We start from the raw sequence: 17,202 nt of genomic DNA on the forward strand, positions 1-17,202 counted from the left end.
ATGCACCCCCTTTTAGAAAAAGCTCAGAAAATCAAACAGCAACTAAATTGGTCGCTCATTTTTGGTGTGAGCTTTTTTCTAATTGTTGTGATTGGCTTAATACAGATCACGGCGGGGATTTCGCATTGGTTAGTTGAAAACAAAGATGCTCAAATTAAGCATTTAACAGTGCAAGGGCATCCTAAGTACACTGATGAAACGGCAATAATAAAAGCAATAAAAAGAGCCGATTTAAGTAGTTTTTTTGAACTTGATGTAAAACATGTGCAACAACTGGTGCAAGACTTACCTTGGGTTGCGACAGTATCAGTACGTAAACAATGGCCAGATACTTTGCAAGTATATGTTGTTGAGCATGATGCTGTGGCACATTGGAATAGTGATTTATTACTAAATCAAAAAGGTGAAGCTTTTCAGGCTAGTAGCGATAAACTAAATGTAGATTTACCGCAATTATTCGGGCCAGAAGGCAGTGAACAAGAAGCATGGTTAGCTTTTAAACAGTTTGATGAAATGCTTAAAGTAAATGCGTTAACATTAAATAGTTTAGCGTTGTCTGAGCGTTTTTCATGGCAACTGTGGTTAGATAATGGTGTACGTTTAAATTTAGGGCGTAAAGATAAAGCCAAGCGAGTTCAGCGCTTTATAGATGTTTACCCTAGAATGGAACATCCTGAAAATGCTCAGATAGATACAATCGATTTACGGTATGATACCGGCCTTGCAGTAAGCTTTAAGCCAATGCAAGAAGAACAATTACAAAATAAGAGTAAGGCATGACTAAGTCAGCAGAAAGAAACCTCGTGATTGGATTAGATGTTGGTACCTCGAAAGTGGTTGCCACGGTAGGTGAAATCACCGCAGATAACAAACTCAGTATTGTTGGTGTGGGCAGCCAAGTGTCTCGTGGTATGGATAAAGGCGGCGTTAACGATTTAAACTTGGTATCTGAGTCTATTCGACGAGCTATAGACGAAGCTGAGTTAATGGCTGATTGTCGTATTAGTTCTGTGTACCTTGGTATCTCTGGTAAGCATATTCAGTGCCAGAACGAGAGTGGTGTGGTTGCTATTAACAACACTGAAGTGACCGATGAAGATATTGAAAATGTCATTCATATTGCACGCTCTGTGCCTATCTCGGCAGAGCGTAAAATGCTGCATGCATTGCCGCAAGAATACAGTATTGATATGCAAGAGGGCATTAAAAACCCACTTGGTATGAGTGGTGTTCGTATGGAAGCGCGAGCACATATCATTACTTGCTCAAACGATATGGCAAAAAACATTGAAAAATGTGTAGAACGTTGTGGTCTTGAAGTCGATCAACTTATCTTTACCGCACTAGCATCATGTTATTCTGTATTAACAGATGACGAAAAAGAGCTAGGTGTTGCAGTACTTGATATTGGTGGCGGTACTATGGATATCACTATTTATATTAATGGTGCACTTCGCCATTCTGCCGTTATTCCTGTTGCTGGTAATCAGGTTACAGGTGATATTGCAAAAATATTTCGTACACCTATATCACATGCAGAGTCACTCAAAGTACAATACGCATGTGCTAGTAGCCAAATGGCAAGTAGCGAAGACACAATTGAAGTACCAAGTGTTGGCGGACGACCAGCAAGATTGATGTCACGCCATACATTGTCAGAGGTAGTAGAACCTCGTTTTAGAGAATTATTTGAGCTTGCGATGGAAGAGATTTGTCGTTCTGGTTTAGAAGATCAAATTGCTGCAGGCCTCGTTGTTACTGGTGGTACTGCTAAAATGACTGGTGCAATGGAAGTGGCAGAAGACATTTTCCAAATGCCAGTTAGAATAGGAAAACCAATTGGGATAGTTGGTTTGACAGACTATGTAGATGATCCCTCGTACGCAACTGCTGTTGGTTTGTTACAATACGGACGTACAATGCAATCGATGAATGCACAAAAGTCGAAAGCAGAAGGGAACAATAATTTATGGAACCGTGTTACAAAATGGTTTCAAGGCGAGTTTTAATGCTCAAGTCGGAGAGTAAATATGTTTGATATAATGGAACAACACAGCGAAGAAGCTGTCATAAAAGTGATAGGCGTGGGCGGCGGCGGCGGTAACGCTGTTGAGCACATGGTAAAACAACAGATTGAAGGCGTACGCTTTATTGCTGCTAATACGGATGCACAGGCATTACGTAACTCTGCTGCCGATATTACAGTTCAATTAGGCACGCAAATAACCTCAGGGTTAGGTGCGGGCGCAAATCCTGAAGTAGGCCGTAAATCGGCTGAAGAAGACGCCGATACAATTCGTGCCAGCCTTGAAGGCGCCGACATGGTATTCATAGCTGCAGGTATGGGCGGTGGTACAGGTACTGGTGCAGCACCGGTTGTTGCTAAAATTGCTAAAGAGCTCGGTATTTTAACAGTTGCAGTTGTAACACGTCCTTTTGATTTTGAAGGTAAAAAACGTGCAGCAGCCGCCGATCAAGGCATTAATGAATTGTCAGAAATTGTAGATTCGCTTATTACAATTCCGAACAATAAATTACTTAAGGTTTTAGGAAAAGGGACTACTCTTCTAGATGCCTTCGCTAAAGCTAATGACGTATTATTTGGTGCGGTACAGGGTATAGCAGAGCTAATTACACGTTCTGGTTTAATTAACGTGGATTTCGCCGATGTACGTACAGTAATGTCTGCAATGGGTACTGCAATGATGGGAACGGCGTCTGCGTCAGGTCCTGATCGTGCACAGGAGGCTGCAGAAGCGGCTATCTCAAGCCCACTACTAGAAGACGTTGATTTAACAGGTGCTAAAGGCATCTTGGTTAATATTACCGCCGGTATGGACATTGCGATTGAAGAATTTGAAATTGTTGGCAATCACGTTAAAGCACTTGCGTCAGAAAACGCAACGGTTGTTGTTGGTGCGGTAATCGACCCAGAAATGACTGATGAGCTACGTGTAACGGTTGTTGCAACAGGTTTAGGCGGTGATCGTCGTCCACAGTTTGGTATTGTTGATAATGGCTTTAAAAAGGCATCAGGATCTGATGTTGCAAGCACATTAAAGCAAGCAAGTAGTATGTACGTACCAAGCTTTGCAAGCCAAGACACAAACACTGAAGAAAATGCTGCTAAAGCACAAACGCAAAGCAAAGAAAAAGCGCCTTCAACGAGTTCAAGTAGTTCGAGCTCTTCAGCGCAAAGCGGTAAAAAAGCGGATAAATCAGAAGGCGGTGATTATTTTGATATTCCAGCTTTTTTACGTAAGCAGGCAGATTAACATTTAATAATACTTTTGTTTGAAATATATACAAATATTGAAAGGCAAAAGGATTTATGTTAAACTCCGCCGTCTAACTGTAACTGATTTAAAAGTGAGCGAACCTATGATTAAACAGCGTACGATTGCAGAAATAGTCAAAGCCATAGGAATTGGACTTCATAAAGGTGAGAAGGTCACAATAACTCTCCGACCTGCGAGCGCAAATACTGGGATTGTATTTCGTCGTGTTGACCTTGATCCGGTTGTTGATTTTGAAACAACACCTGAAGCCGTTGGTGATACGCAATTGTGTACTTGTTTAATTAACAAAGATGGCGTTCGCTTATCGACTACTGAGCACCTTATTGCAGCCGTTGCTGCAATGGGCATTGATAATCTAATTGTAGAATTAGACAGCTCAGAAGTGCCGATTATGGATGGTAGTGCATTACCATTCATATATCTGTTACAAAAAGGCGGAATTGAAGAGCAAAATGTTGCTAAACGCTTTATTCGTATTAAAGAAAAAGTACGTATTGAAGAAGGTGATAAATGGGCTGAAGTTGAACCTTATGATGGTTTTCATATCGACTTTGAGATTGCGTTTAACCACCCTGCTATCAACGAAAGTCGCCAACGTATAGGGTTAGATATAACAACGCAAAGCTTTATTGAAGAAATTAGCCGTGCGCGTACTTTTGGATTTATGAAAGATATTGAATACATGCATGCAAACAACCTAGCACTAGGTGGTAGTATGGATAGTGCTGTGGTACTTGATGAATTCAAAGTTTTAAATCCTAATGGTTTACGTTATAGCGACGAGTTTGTTAAGCACAAGATATTAGACTGTGTTGGTGACATGTTTATGACAGGTCATAACCTTTTAGGTAAAGTAACCGCATTTAAATCGGGTCATGATTTAAATAATAAATTACTTCGTAAAATTATGGCTACAGAGTCAGCATGGGAATGGGCAACATTTGAAACGCCCGTGACGATGCCTGCACCCGGTCTTGAGTTAGCTCCAGCCTAAAAGCAATAAAAGTACAGTTCGCAAACAGTTATAAAAAATGACGCTAATTAGCGTCATTTTTTTGCGTAAAATTTACTTTATTGCAATTCTAAAATAGCTTGTAACAGGCATTGATCAGACCCCTAGGCAACTTTTTGGATTTTATATAAATGCAACGCATGTCCACCAATGAGCCTTATTATCTTTTCCCTGAACTCATCAAAACCATCCAAGCTGATTTTGTCGCCTTGCTGGAGTAGATTAATTCCCTCAAAACACTGAAAGACCCAACGTAATGTTGGGTTAGATATTTCTTTATTGATTTGATTCGCTATCGTGGCTTTTTCTTTTTTCATATTCGCTCTCATTCGTCTTTGCGCGATTGAATAAACTAACAATGAAAGTGTCATCACCATCAACAGAGCATCTATTCTACTTGGCTTTTTGATAAATAATGATGAAACAAAAAACAAGGGGTCTTTTAAAAACCTAAACCCTTTTTCTACTTCAGATTGTGCTTTGTAATGCTTAAGTAAACCTACTGGTGAAAGGGCTTCTTTATCAATATTCGTTGCTAATACGAAGCATGACTTTTGTTCTACAATCTGTTTTATTGCGCTTTCGTTTTCTTCAATTTCTGCCGTGATTTGCCATTCAATATTTTTTACTGGCGCATCTTTTTTAGGTCGCCCTTTACCTTCATAGACTTTATGCTTAATAAATTGCTGAGTCGCTATTTGATGATGCTTCATCTTTTTCGCTAATTTATCTAATGCGCGTTGTGCGTCAGTTTGACAAGCGAAACGTTGAGCTTGTAAATGGAAGAGGTCTTTTTTGATGCCTGTGTGTGCTCGCTCAACTTGTCGAACAATGCTTTTTTGTGCTCGGCTATTAGCTGCTTTTGAATAAATAATCATCCATCTTTGCTTTATCCCCATATGCTCAATCTCTTCAACAACATATTGATAGTTATCATCAATATTAACCCATTGGTTGGCTGCTATGGCTGTACTTATAGAGGATTTTTCAAGAGAAATTGTTGAAGGTACTAGCGTGAGAAATTGAATTTTGGTTAAAAACTCAGCATTACTTTTATGATAAAGTTTACAGTCTGCCACAAGGTATTTAGGAGCTTGGCTTTTTTTGAACTCGTCAACAAGCGCCTTACTTCGCGCTTTAAAAATAGCGGTGTCTGCGCTGTTATCATCCCAGTTTTTACATGCAAGCGGGATCCCACCATCTTGGCTAACAATGATTTCTTGTACGACTTGTTTTAAATCAGGACGGTGAGCCTTGCTATAGCCATGAGTAATTTTAATGACGTTTTCATCACTATCTCCATCATCAAAAGCATATTCACCTGTCAGTGAGTGACTCGTTGTATCAAGTGATTCAAAGGTTTTATCAACTTGTTCTATTTCACATGCTTGTCCGGAGACTAATGAAAATAAGCTTTCACAGCCAAACTCGAAGCATTGATCGAGAGTTCTACCAAGTTTGTGACGATTAAAATGTGATGCTTGAACCCCTTCACGAAATAAATGTTCAAGAGGCAAGTTAGTAAAAAATTGAGGGCTGAGTGATAAAGGTCGATTGGCAAAACCGAGTCCATTCATGATCATGCCTTTTACAGCTTCACCGGGGGTGATTTCTTGTTTATCGTCTTGAGGTAAGTATTGATCTAAAAGGCTGACAATTTTTAAGTCTTCTATAACACCTGAAACAATACCGTGATGGTCTAACCGTCTGATTTTTAGATTCATATACACCTCAAAGTTGAGATGTTATTTTATCAAATTAAAGAGAATTAAGCGTTTAAATTAAATCGAAATTTTTGAAATTGGTCTGATCAATGTCTGTTGTAACTGATTTAAATGAGTTACGGTATAGGTTGGTTTTATTCCGTCGGGTAATTGCTCACCAGGGTGTTGTAACCAGCAAGTATCAATACCTGCATTGTTGCCGCCAAGTATGTCACTTGCTGCGGTGTCACCGACCATAAGTATCTCGCTTTTATTTGGGTTACCCATTAGCTCAAATGTGTGTTCAAAAATCGCTTTATTCGGTTTTGCTATGCCAACAAGCTCAGATATAACCAACCATTCAAACATATCTTTTAAACCAGTGTGTTCTAAACGTACTGTTTGTAGGCGGGCAAATCCGTTAGTAATAATACCTAATCGAGCATTTGGCTTAAGCTTATTTAAAAGTTCTATAGCGCCAGGTAATGGCTCGCAAATTTGCGCCATAGCATCTAAAAAAGCATCGTTCAGCTCTTTTGCTGGCACATTTAGCTTTGCAGCCCATTCATTAAAGCGAGTTACTTGTAAGTAATCAGCAGTTATAGAACCGTTTTGATAATCAACCCACAGCTGCTTATTGGTTTTTTGATAATGAATATAATCGTCTTGGCTAAAATCTACGTTGTAAGCTTTAAACATGCGAGTCATGCCCGCTAAAATATCAAACCTAAATAAGGTTTCGTCTGCGTCAAACAATACATAGCTGTATTTCATTAAACTTCCTAAATTAATTTGTTTGGCTGTATAGCTCAGAGTGTAAAAATGGCGCCATAGCTAAAGTGAGTGCTTGTGTATATGTACTTTCACGCGTGGCATGATTGTTTGTAAGTAGTCCAATAGCGCCCCCTTTTTGCTTAATATTGGTGGTATTGAATGCCTTGTCCATTACATCGCCAAGCTCTTCACCTTTAAGTAATGCATTATAAAGTACTTGAGGCAAGGGTAGGTTACTGCTGCGCCCTACAACTTGATTTAAGGCATTATCAATAATTACATAGGCAAAGGTTGCTGGGCCATAGCTAAACTGCTCTGCACCGCCTTCCATTGCCACGTAATAGTGAGCTTGGTGATGTTCTTTGCAGTAATCAACGCGGTTTTGCGCGCCAATGCGTGTTTCGTCTTCGCCAATAGGTTGATCGGGCACATTGGATGGTGCATCAACACCTTGGCAATCAATTTCATGATCAGGGAAATACATTGCAAAAATATATTTAGCCGCGTTAATTTTTACAGGGTTTTTAGAACCCACAATAATTTTTAATGAGTACAACACAATGTCCCTTATTGTTACTAAAAATCAGCAGTGTACGTGAGAGAGCTCAACCTTAGAAGAGGAGTTAAATAGGTATATCCAGAGGTGCTAAGTTTTCCAGTGCACGCTTTTTCAAAATAATATCTTTAATTAGTGGAGTAAGCACCAGCTCCATTGCTAAGCCCATTTTGCCACCAGGTACTACAAGCGTATTTATACGAGACATAAAACTGCCTTCGATCATGCGTAAATAATAAGGAAAATCAACATCATCAATACCTCTAAAGCGAATAACTACAAAGCTTTCATCAAGCGATGGAATATCTTTAGCGCTAAATGGATTTGAAGTATCAACGGTCGGCACTCGTTGGAAATTTATATGAGTTCGAGAAAACTGTGGCGTGATGTGATTAATGTAATCATCCATACTACGGACAATTGAGTCCATAACAGCCTCACGTGAATGACCTCTCTCAGAGGTATCGCGTATCAGTTTTTGAATCCACTCAAGGTTAATAATAGGCACCATGCCTATTATTAAATCAACATGCTTAGCAACGTCTACATCTTGATCGACTACACCACCGTGTAAACCTTCATAAAATAAAATATCAGTATTATGCTCAAGCTCTTGCCAAGGAGTAAAGGTGCCCGGTAACTGATTGTACGGAACTGCTTCATCAAATGTATGTAAATAGCGGCGTAATTTACCTTGCCCAGTTTCACCATAATGATTAAATAAAGTTTCGAGGGCACCAAAATCATTGGCTTCTCGGCCAAAGTAACTTATGTGCTTACCTTCTTGCTGTGCTTCGCGTACTTTTTTATCCATTTCAGGGCGAGTGTAACGATGAAAGCTATCCCCTTCGATAAAAGCCGCTTCAATATTAAGGCTACGAAAAATATGTTTAATTGCATTGGTTGTGGTGGTTGTGCCTGCACCAGACGAACCCGTAATCGCAATAATAGGATTTTTAGCTGACATGTTAATTCTCTTTTTTAGGAGCCGATTTTATAACCAGACTAAACTTAACATTATTTTAAGTCGTTTGGGTATCTTAAGAGTTGACTGACTTAGCTCAAGTGACGCCATCAGCAAATAACGTTATCATGAGGTGCTTAAAATTAAAACGAGAGAAAGCATGAAAATTATTAAACCATTACTTGGATTATTTTCTATAGCAGCGCTTAGCCCAATTGTGGTGCAGGCTAGCATGCCAAAAAGCCAAGTATTACTTGCTGATTTAAATACGCCTTATGGGGTACAAGTTAGTATTGTGAGTGATAAAAACAGTTATAACAACCAGCCACATTTAACAAATACAGGTTTATACTTTACTCATGAAGTAATTACTGATGAGCAAAGCCAAACCGATATTGCTTATTATGACTTAACATCAAAACAAATCAGCAATATAACTAATTCTCCAGTAAGCGAATATTCACCAACGGTTATGCCAAGTGGTGATGCGATATCAGCGATTGTTGTAGAAGCTGACGGTAAGCAAAAATTGTGGCAATACCTACTCAAAAATGAAGATGCGCCAAGTCGTATTTTTGATTGGATTGAACCTGTTGGGTACCATGCATGGGGTGTTCAAAATGATTTAGTGATGTTCATTTTAGGAAAGCCTCATACTCTTCAATATACTTCAGTTGCACAAGCGAAGGGGGAAATAGCAGCCAGTAATATTGGGCGAACGCTTATTTATAACAACTCAATGGCTGCATTTTTATTTAGTTACACTAAAAACGAGCAACACATTTTAGCGAGTTTTAATCCACAAGATAAGCAAGTGGAAGACTTGTTGAGATTACCGGTTCAAGTTCAAGATTTTATCTTAAAAGACGGTGAAACGATTGCTTACGCAATTAAAAACCGTGTTTATCAGCGCAAATTTGATGGGAGTAACGAAGTATCGCAATGGCTTAACTTAAGTACTTACTGCGAAACAAATATAACAAGAATGAGTTACAACAATGAAAAACTCGCTTTTGTATGTGATATAACAAAGTAAAATAGACAAATAAATTCAGATTTTATTGTGTGTATGCGTTAATCTAATGCGCAAATTAACTAATAGGGATTACACGTGGCTTATAGTGCAGACGAGCTGACAGAACAGCTTATTAAATTACAGTGCAGAAGTAATTTTAAGATTAAAAATATTGCAGAGTACATGTTAGTAAACTCTAAAGAAGCATTTTATACCCACAGCGAAAGCGGCAAGGGTAAAATAGTAATTCGGCCCGCATTTGAAGTGTTTAGCGATGATTTTAATGATATTGATGGCGTAACACGTGCGCAAGGGTATTTTCATAGCAGTGAGATGACACGCTTTCCTACGCGCATTTTTAAAAGCGCTCAACCTATTCACTATGGTGTTGCGTTTAAAATAAACTCTGAGCAAGCAGCCAAAGATTTTATAGCTAAACTTACGATGATTATTGGTAATTAATAAAGCAAAAATATAAACGTAAAAAGCCGCTGAATTTATATTCAGCGGCTTTTGTATTTTTATAGCTCAATAAACCTAATAATTACTTACTTTTTAAGAAGCTATTAACCGATTCAAGTTCACGTGTTTTAAGCGCGATACAATCGTTTGTGCTTTCTTCAAGCTTACTTAATGTGCGCGCGTAGCCTGCTACATCAGCTACTTTTTCGTTAAAGAAGGTTTTTGTTGTCGCTAAGCTTTCTGCATCACAGCTTGCAGTTGTAAAGTACGGCAAGTTAGGAATAAAGAAAGGCGGTAAGCTTGCTGTTACTTTATCGTAGTTACTGTAAACCCAATCAATAAATAACGCTTGGCGCTCATCTGTATAACTTTGACCTGACAAAATAGTACGCATGTCAGATGCCGTTACTTCATCCGTTAAGCTATAAGCTAATACTGCTTTTTGTAACTCAGGTTTACCAAAAAAGCCCATAGCTGCAAGCATGTTTGTGCGTACTTGCGGATCTTTAGTCGTTTTGAACGTTGTCATGAATTGATCAAGCAGCGCTTTGTCACCATGAAAAGCAGCAAGAGTTAAGTACGTACCCGCTAAGTATGGGTCTACTTTTTGTGGATCATTTAAATAAACTTGCGTTTGTTCTTTGGCTTTATTGATGACGTTTTGATCTTCACCATCAAAACCTAAGCGTGATACAACGGCTGCACGAAGTTGTGCAATAGCTCCGTCTTCACCCGCTTTTGCTTCTAAACCATATTTTTTAGCAGCAGGCGTTACTGCACCGCGAATAAATTCAGGCCATAGGTCTTTATTGCTATCGTCTTTAAAAGTGCGCTGTTGCGATACTAAGTAACCTAGTGCGGTATTTGCTACGCGAGGGTGGCTATCGCTTACGAACACTTCAAGTGTTTGCATTAACTTAGCTGCAGATATAACACCAGCATCAAGTAGCGCATCAGTAGCCGATAGTAACGCTAAGCGTTCACGGTCACTCAGTACGCTTGGCGCCTTTTTAACAAGTGCGCTAAATTGTGCATCATCCATTACCCAGCGGTAGTAGCCTAGTGCACCTTGGTCAGGATAAATCCACTCTGGTTCAAAGTCTAAATCTAGTGTTTGGCTTTGTTTATTAAGTAATACGTTTGCTGTTTTTACTCTATCGCCAGCACCATATTTAATTGCAACCGGTACATTCCATAGCTGCTCTGGCGCATCAACGCCTGCGTTTACAAAGCGGCTTTGTGAAATAGTTACTTTGCTACCTTGTTGAGTTACTTTAACTAGTGGGAAAGAAGATTGCTCAATAAACGATTTTAAAACACTCGCTACGTCTTTATTTGATGCTTTACCAAGTGCTTCCCATAAGTCGGCCGCTTCTGCATTTTTATATGAAAACTCTTTTAAGTAGCTTTGAATACCTTTTTGAAATGCGTCTTCGCCAATCCAGTTTTCAACCATAGCAAGTACTGAGCTGCCTTTACTGTAAGCAAGACCTAAACCGTCCATAATGTCGGCTTCAGTTTTAATTGGCTTACGAATAGGCTTAGTGCTTAGGCGTGCATCAAGTGCCATTACGTTGTTTTGTGGCAGGTCTAAGTGCGATTCAAACTCAGGGTTAAGCTGCTTAGTAATTTTTGCAGCCATCCAGCTAGCAAACGCTTCGTTTAACCATAAGTCGTTCCACCACTTCATGGTTACTAAGTTACCGTACCATTGGTGAGCAAGTTCGTGAGCTATAATTGATACATTGCGCTGTTTTTTACTGCGTGTTGCTGCAGCTAAATCAACCAATAAAATATCTTCTCGGTAGGTTACTAAGCCTGAGTTTTCCATTGCGCCAAATGGAAATTCTGGTACCGCTACTGAGTCTAATTTTTTGTAAACGTAAGGAATACCAAAATACGCTTCAAGTGCGCCCAGTACTTTTGGCATGTTTTCTTTAGCGTATTGGGCTAAGTGAATCTTACCTTGTGGGGTAATTACACGACCAGGAATTGGCATTCCTTTTATTTCTAATTCTTCAAACGGGCCAACAGCCATAGCGACTAAGTATGAAGGAATTGGCGGCGTTTTATCAAAGTAGTGTGTGGTCATATCGCCATTAACGATTGCTTTAAGCTCAGGCGTATTTGAATATACTTTTTGTGATGTAGGCGCAGTAATCGTTAACTGAAATGGAATTTTATAGCTAGGTTCGTCAAAAACAGGAAACGCACGACGCGCGTCGCTCATTTCAAACTGAGTAAATAAATAAGGCGTACCTTGGTCTAGCGTTTTGTACAAGCCTACGCTTTGGCGATTATATGGCGCTGAAAAATCAACTTTAAGCGTGTATTTACCTGGTTGAATTTGCTCATCACAACTAAATTTAACTTTGCCTGTTTTAAGCATTTCGTTGTTTAAATCACAGTTTTCGTCGCCAAGCAGTTGCGCCATTTTAACAGCGTAAGCAACGCCATTTAGCTCAATGTATTTTGTTGGTTTTAGTACTTCTAGGGAAATCTCTGTCATCCCTGTGAATGTATCTTGGCTTGGGTCGAGTGTTAGCGATACTTTTTGCGAGCTTGGTTTTGCGAGTTTTTCGATAACAAATTCGTTAGCGTTTGCAGCATTCATTGCCAGCGCAACGCTCACAGTTAATAGGCTTTTGAGAAACATAATGATCCCTAGATTGTTGTTGTTAGAAATTACCCTAAATAGGCTTTTTTATGCGTATATAATTAGGGATGTGGATATCCTAACAGCTTTTTTAAATAGAGTAATTGATTATAACAGTGACTTTAAGGGGAAATAGTAACAAAGTTTGTCAGTGACTTTCACGTGTTATAAAACGTTGCCAGTGCAGGTGTGAGTTAATAGTACGTATTTTTTGGATCACGTTATTTAATAAAAGCACGTCGTTAAATTCATCACATGAATATTCGTTAAAGCCCATTAAATAATTAAAGGCGTCTTTCGAGTTAGCCTGCAGAGCATGTATACGAACTTGTTGCTCAAAGTTGAGGCGTAAGCTGCTTATTGCTGTTTTCATGCCGAGTTGATCAACATTTGGTATATCACACTTTTGTAAATAGCCGGCTCGCTCACCTTCACCTGAAAACCAAATACGCACTTTTTCACTGTACCTGCCAGTTTTTGCGGGCAAGTCGAACATCAATCGGTGTTGATTTTGCGATTTAATAAACGCTATATATTCATTAAGACCATAATTTATAAGCGCTTTGTGTACAGGGACTAAGCGGGGCTTTATTTTTCCGTGAGTATGAAAACTAAAACATAAAATATTTTGTTTAAAGATTAGATCATCAAGTGTTAAGTAACCAATTTCGTCACTGTAAGCACCACTATAATATGAAATTAAGGGCAGCCAAAAGTGCCAATGTTTTGGTTGCTCGCGGATAACTTTAACATCACCGTATATATATCCATTATAAAGTGTATGCAGCTCCATAGCTGAAAAAGGGCGACGGCCAAGATGGGTTTTCAACGCAATACCTTGAAAATAATGACGTGTTATATTTTATACTCAAACCACAGTAAGATGCGAGTGTCGTTGAGGTTAAAATCAATTAAACCCAACGAGCAGCGGGACTCGTTGGGTTTCAGTAACTTTATAATAAGCTACGCTATCTGTTTATTCGCTTAATGCGCGAGCTAGACCAACAGGTTCAATTTCCACACATACTTGGTCATCATTCCAATTAATACCAACTAGTGCGTTATCTTCGCTTAAATCTTCAACCCAAGCATCTAAAAACTCGTCAAGATTAATTTCTACAGGGCTGTAGTCTTTCCATTCTTCTTTACATTGTGCCTTAGCAGCTTCTTCGCTTTCCCAAAGTAGTAATACGTCAGTTTCGTCAAATTGATTTGAATCGCATACTACAAAGCCATTATCTTCTGCACCTAGCGCCCAAATTACTTCGCTAACACGTACTTTTTCTACAAAGTTAACTAGTTGTGATTCAATTTCGATATCGCTCATGTGTTTACCTTTTAAATTAGTGACTAGGATTAGTATCTATAGCTGCTTGGCGTTGGTTATATTACTTATGACAAGCAATAAATTACGAATGTTGGCAAAAATGAGTCAACAAACGAAAGCAAATCCAATCAAGCGGGCAGTATAAACTGATGTTGAAGCATTCACAGCCTTTAAATTCATCATCAGTTAAATGGGCAGTTAAATAGTTTAATGTTTCAACAATATGTTCATTTTATGAAATTAAAGCGTAAGTAACCTGAATTCTGGATAATAAACCTACCCTAGGCAGTTATTTTTAACGCTAACTGCGTTGAACTTACTTGTAATTGGCCCGCTATTGACGCGTAAACTTGCCTTATTTTCACTGAAAACCTCTGGCTAGGACCTGTTTATCTTTCGAGGTTAAACATGTGCTGCCCGTAGGGCTGAGGGATCCCCACTTTATCCAGCGGCCTCTTTTTGATAATTAGAAATAAAGTTTTTTAAACTTTTTTCTATATAGCTTTGTGTAATACGTCTCTTACATAGCTTTATGACTTGCTTGGCTAAGGTTAAAAATGAAAGAACTCGGCGATTCTTAACACTATTTGCTTGAAATTTTATATGCCACTTTCTTTTTTCTGCTTCACACCCTATAAACCATAACGCAGTGCTCGCTATTGTGGCTATCAAGCATAATATTCCTATTCTATTTATGCCGGTGCTTTTACTAAAACGCCACGAAAAACCATATCTCAAACTTTTGTCATCGCGGAAATTTTGCTCTATTTGCATTCTTTTACTATATAAACCAACTACTCGCTTACTCGTCATTGTATTGTCTGATGTCGCGAGTAACCATGGCTCTTTCGCTAAGTTTTGATACATTTTTGTATCTTTCGTAAATCTGCTTTTTCCTTTTCTTCCTTTATTTTTTCCATGATATACGTGTAAAAATGCATCGCATGCTGTCGGGCTGGACTGAGTTAGTCTTGCTTGACCTAACGCCTTTGGTATATCGCTGGCACCAGCCCTAAGTTGTTTTAATGTATGCCATTGTGATTGCATGGCTAGTTTACACTTCATTGAGCCTCTTAATCGACCTATCATATGCCAACCAAGTTCGCGTACTTTACTATACCAAGGCGTAAGAAAGCCGCCGTCTGTTACAATATAGACACTAGGATGTCGTCCAAGCACTTCATAAAGTTCATCTAAAAACAGGCTGTTGGTTGCTGGGCTATCAAAATTCTTCTGCTCAACAATCATGTTATAAATCACGATAGAGCGCCCATCCACAAGTAAGCTTGCTCGCAGTAAGTGATAGTCGTGACCACAGGCACCGCTCCAGTCAACGGCAATTGCAAGCATTGGTAAAGAGTCGATAATAGGATGAGCTAATGCTTTATAGATAGCGACCCTTTCATTGTAGAGGTGAGTATTTTTTAAGAAGCGATCAACGCGTTTTATTTTATGTTTTACATCCACAGCGCCAGACAAATTTCTGCCGATTTCAGTTAAGGTAAGTTTATTGCCCGAAATTAATGCATTACTGCAGCTTAGTAATGTTTTTACTCTGGCATTATTGAATGGCGCTAATGCATGTTTAAAGTACTTATGGCAAACTGATGTGTCAGGCATAGCAGTTGTGACTTATGTGGGTTGTGGTGATTTACATAAGATCATAAATTGCTGTGCCTGTCACGTTTTGGGGATTCGTCAGCCCAAAGGGTTCTGTCTAGGGCTATTTACTCTTTGTTGCTCGGTTTTTACTTAGCCCACTAGGTTATAAACCTTACGCCGCGATTAAATAGCTCCTAGAGAACAATAAATTTAAATACCATTATTGTTCAATATATCAGTAAAAATTCTTGCTTAGTTCTAGCGCAGTTTTCTTATCGTTAAATAGACTCCATATATAATACCAATTCGCTTAATTAAATAATCTATTTTGAAGTAAGAAAATCGTGCCGATAACAAGGAAAAAATTTCGTTATTTGTTCTATATCAGAAGTTTTTAACGTAGTTAGCGTCAGATTTAATATCTCAGATTGATTAAGTAACCTGAATCTCGTTTAAGAAATTGAACTAAATGCCTGTTCCGAGATCCGATCTTTCGACCAAAAACGATTGGATAAGCAAGGAACAGGCATGATTAAATTAGTTGAATTATTTTACGATGTCGATGATTTTTGCAAAGTATTTATACCCCAATGGGAAAAACAATTACTCGAAGATGGCACCCAAAAACGTCAGCGTTCAGGACGTATGACGACCAGTGAAATTATGACTATTGTTATTAGTTTTCATATGTCACATCACCGAGATTTCAAAAATTACTACCTTGGCTATGTATCACTTATGTACAAAAGTGAATTTCCCAACTTGCTCAGTTACACACTATTTTTAGCCGTTATGCCAAGGGTAATTGTGCCGATGTGTGCCTATTTTACTTCACTTAAAGGTAAACCCACAGACGTTGAATTCATTGACTCCACATGTATTAAAGTGTGCCATAATATTCGTATTCCAAGACACAAAACCTTTGATGGAATAGCCCAGCGTGGCAAAGGAACAATGGGATGGTTTTATGGCTTCAAGCTACATTTAATCGTTAATCACCATGGTGAAATTGTTGCTGCGAAAGTGACAACAGGAAATGTACATGATACTCAACCAGTGCGTGAGTTAGCGAGCTGCCTGACGGATAAATTATATGGTGACAAAGGGTATTTAAGTAAAGCTTTAGAAGCCGATTTACTCGATAAAGGGGTAAAGCTCATTACGACGGTTCGCAAAAATATGAAGGCAAAAGCGATGTCATTATGGGATAGAGCAATGCTTTCAAAACGCTTTATAATCGAAACAATTAATGACCAGCTCAAGAACATATCCTTCATTGAACATTCAAGACATCGGAGTATGAACGGCTTTATGTTGAATTTAGTCGCTGGATTGGTGGCTTATTGCTTGAAAGAAAAGAAGCCACACCTTAATTTAACTGACGTAGAGCTTAACGCATTAGTTATCGCTTAAGCAGAACTCAGGTTAAGTATTATTGCGGATTGGTATAAGATATTTAGTATTAATTGCTCATTAAAAAAGCCGCAAAAGCGGCTTTTAGAAGTTTTACTTACAATACAAAAATTTATTCTGAACGGCTAGTAACTTCAAGTAAATGATAACCAAATTGTGTTTGTACTGGGCCTTGTACTTGGTTAATAGGCGCAGAAAATACCACTTTATCAAATTCTGGTACCATCATGCCCGGTCCAAACTCGCCAAGGGCGCCACCATCTTGACCTGAAGGACAGTTAGAGTGGTTTTTTGCTAATTCAGCAAAATCTTCACCTTGTTCAATTTTTGTTTTTAAGTCTAAGCATTGTGCTTCGCTATCTACTAATATGTGTCGTGCGCTTGCCACTGTCATAAAATCTCCGGCTTATTATGTGGTG

The 17,202-nt window shown here is 38.8% G+C and carries 16 protein-coding genes; 7 read left to right on the top strand and 9 right to left on the bottom strand.

Annotated features, from left to right (window positions below; genetic code table 11):
• The 4 genes from AC0VZ4_RS03140 to lpxC all read left to right on the top strand — a co-directional run bounded on the left by AC0VZ4_RS03140 (position 1) and on the right by lpxC (position 4,293).
• Entirely contained in the window at positions 1-780 is a 780-nt protein-coding gene (locus AC0VZ4_RS03140; RefSeq protein ID WP_007376973.1) for a cell division protein FtsQ/DivIB, read from the top strand.
• Positions 777-2,009, top strand: coding sequence for a cell division protein FtsA (gene ftsA / locus AC0VZ4_RS03145; protein WP_475440882.1), 1,233 nt, complete (start codon positions 777-779; stop codon positions 2,007-2,009). The genes AC0VZ4_RS03140 and ftsA overlap by 4 nt, the downstream gene beginning before the upstream one ends.
• A 21-nt stretch (positions 2,010-2,030) precedes the next feature.
• Entirely contained in the window at positions 2,031-3,275 is a 1,245-nt protein-coding gene (gene ftsZ, locus AC0VZ4_RS03150) for a cell division protein FtsZ (protein WP_475440883.1), read from the top strand.
• Between the two features lie 106 nt (positions 3,276-3,381).
• Positions 3,382-4,293, top strand: coding sequence for a UDP-3-O-acyl-N-acetylglucosamine deacetylase (gene lpxC / locus AC0VZ4_RS03155; protein ID WP_007376970.1), 912 nt, complete (start codon positions 3,382-3,384; stop codon positions 4,291-4,293).
• 122 nt (positions 4,294-4,415) lie between these two features.
• On the opposite strand, the gene AC0VZ4_RS03160 is transcribed toward lpxC, so the two are convergent.
• The 4 genes from AC0VZ4_RS03160 to AC0VZ4_RS03175 form a co-directional block, all read right to left on the bottom strand.
• Positions 4,416-6,035 carry an IS1634 family transposase gene (locus tag AC0VZ4_RS03160; protein ID WP_475440884.1) on the bottom strand — a complete coding sequence of 540 codons (1,620 nt, stop codon included), beginning with the start codon at positions 6,033-6,035 and terminating at the stop codon, positions 4,416-4,418.
• Positions 6,036-6,092: 57 nt separating this feature from the next.
• Complete coding sequence (gene yjjG, locus AC0VZ4_RS03165) at positions 6,093-6,788, bottom strand: pyrimidine 5'-nucleotidase (RefSeq protein WP_475440885.1); 696 nt, start codon at positions 6,786-6,788, stop codon at positions 6,093-6,095.
• A 13-nt stretch (positions 6,789-6,801) separates the two neighbouring features.
• Positions 6,802-7,347, bottom strand: coding sequence for an inosine/xanthosine triphosphatase (gene yjjX / locus AC0VZ4_RS03170; protein ID WP_096792501.1), 546 nt, complete (start codon positions 7,345-7,347; stop codon positions 6,802-6,804).
• A gap of 64 nt (positions 7,348-7,411) precedes the next feature.
• Entirely contained in the window at positions 7,412-8,311 is a 900-nt protein-coding gene (locus AC0VZ4_RS03175) for a phosphoribulokinase (RefSeq protein ID WP_475440886.1), read from the bottom strand.
• Positions 8,312-8,468: 157 nt separating this feature from the next.
• Between AC0VZ4_RS03175 and AC0VZ4_RS03180 the strand changes: the two genes are divergently transcribed.
• Positions 8,469-9,344 (top strand): TolB-like translocation protein, encoded by an 876-nt coding sequence (locus AC0VZ4_RS03180; RefSeq protein ID WP_475440887.1) that lies wholly within the window; start codon positions 8,469-8,471, stop codon positions 9,342-9,344.
• A gap of 75 nt (positions 9,345-9,419) precedes the next feature.
• Complete coding sequence (locus AC0VZ4_RS03185) at positions 9,420-9,785, top strand: hypothetical protein (RefSeq protein ID WP_007376965.1); 366 nt, start codon at positions 9,420-9,422, stop codon at positions 9,783-9,785.
• Positions 9,786-9,867: 82 nt separating this feature from the next.
• Here the strand turns inward: AC0VZ4_RS03185 and AC0VZ4_RS03190 are convergent, their stop codons facing one another.
• The 4 genes from AC0VZ4_RS03190 to AC0VZ4_RS03205 form a co-directional block, all read right to left on the bottom strand.
• Entirely contained in the window at positions 9,868-12,441 is a 2,574-nt protein-coding gene (locus tag AC0VZ4_RS03190) for a M1 family metallopeptidase (protein ID WP_475440888.1), read from the bottom strand.
• Positions 12,442-12,589: 148 nt separating this feature from the next.
• On the bottom strand, positions 12,590-13,270 hold the full coding sequence (locus tag AC0VZ4_RS03195) for a site-specific integrase (RefSeq protein WP_033029922.1): 681 nt from the start codon (positions 13,268-13,270) through the stop codon (positions 12,590-12,592).
• A 147-nt stretch (positions 13,271-13,417) separates the two neighbouring features.
• Complete coding sequence (locus AC0VZ4_RS03200) at positions 13,418-13,768, bottom strand: DUF2750 domain-containing protein (protein WP_007376962.1); 351 nt, start codon at positions 13,766-13,768, stop codon at positions 13,418-13,420.
• Between the two features lie 441 nt (positions 13,769-14,209).
• A complete protein-coding gene (locus AC0VZ4_RS03205; protein WP_050484169.1) occupies positions 14,210-15,388 on the bottom strand; it encodes an IS4 family transposase in 1,179 nt (392 codons plus the stop codon).
• 510 nt (positions 15,389-15,898) lie between these two features.
• On the opposite strand from AC0VZ4_RS03205, the gene AC0VZ4_RS03210 reads away from it, so the two are divergent.
• Complete coding sequence (locus tag AC0VZ4_RS03210; protein WP_475441607.1) at positions 15,899-16,783, top strand: IS982 family transposase; 885 nt, start codon at positions 15,899-15,901, stop codon at positions 16,781-16,783.
• Positions 16,784-16,895: 112 nt separating this feature from the next.
• Here AC0VZ4_RS03210 and AC0VZ4_RS03215 read toward each other — a convergent pair whose 3' ends face one another.
• Positions 16,896-17,177, bottom strand: coding sequence for a peptidylprolyl isomerase (locus AC0VZ4_RS03215; protein WP_007376961.1), 282 nt, complete (start codon positions 17,175-17,177; stop codon positions 16,896-16,898).
• Positions 17,178-17,202 lie beyond the last annotated feature (25 nt).

This window comes from Pseudoalteromonas sp. QJM3NY_22, from assembly GCF_056173065.1.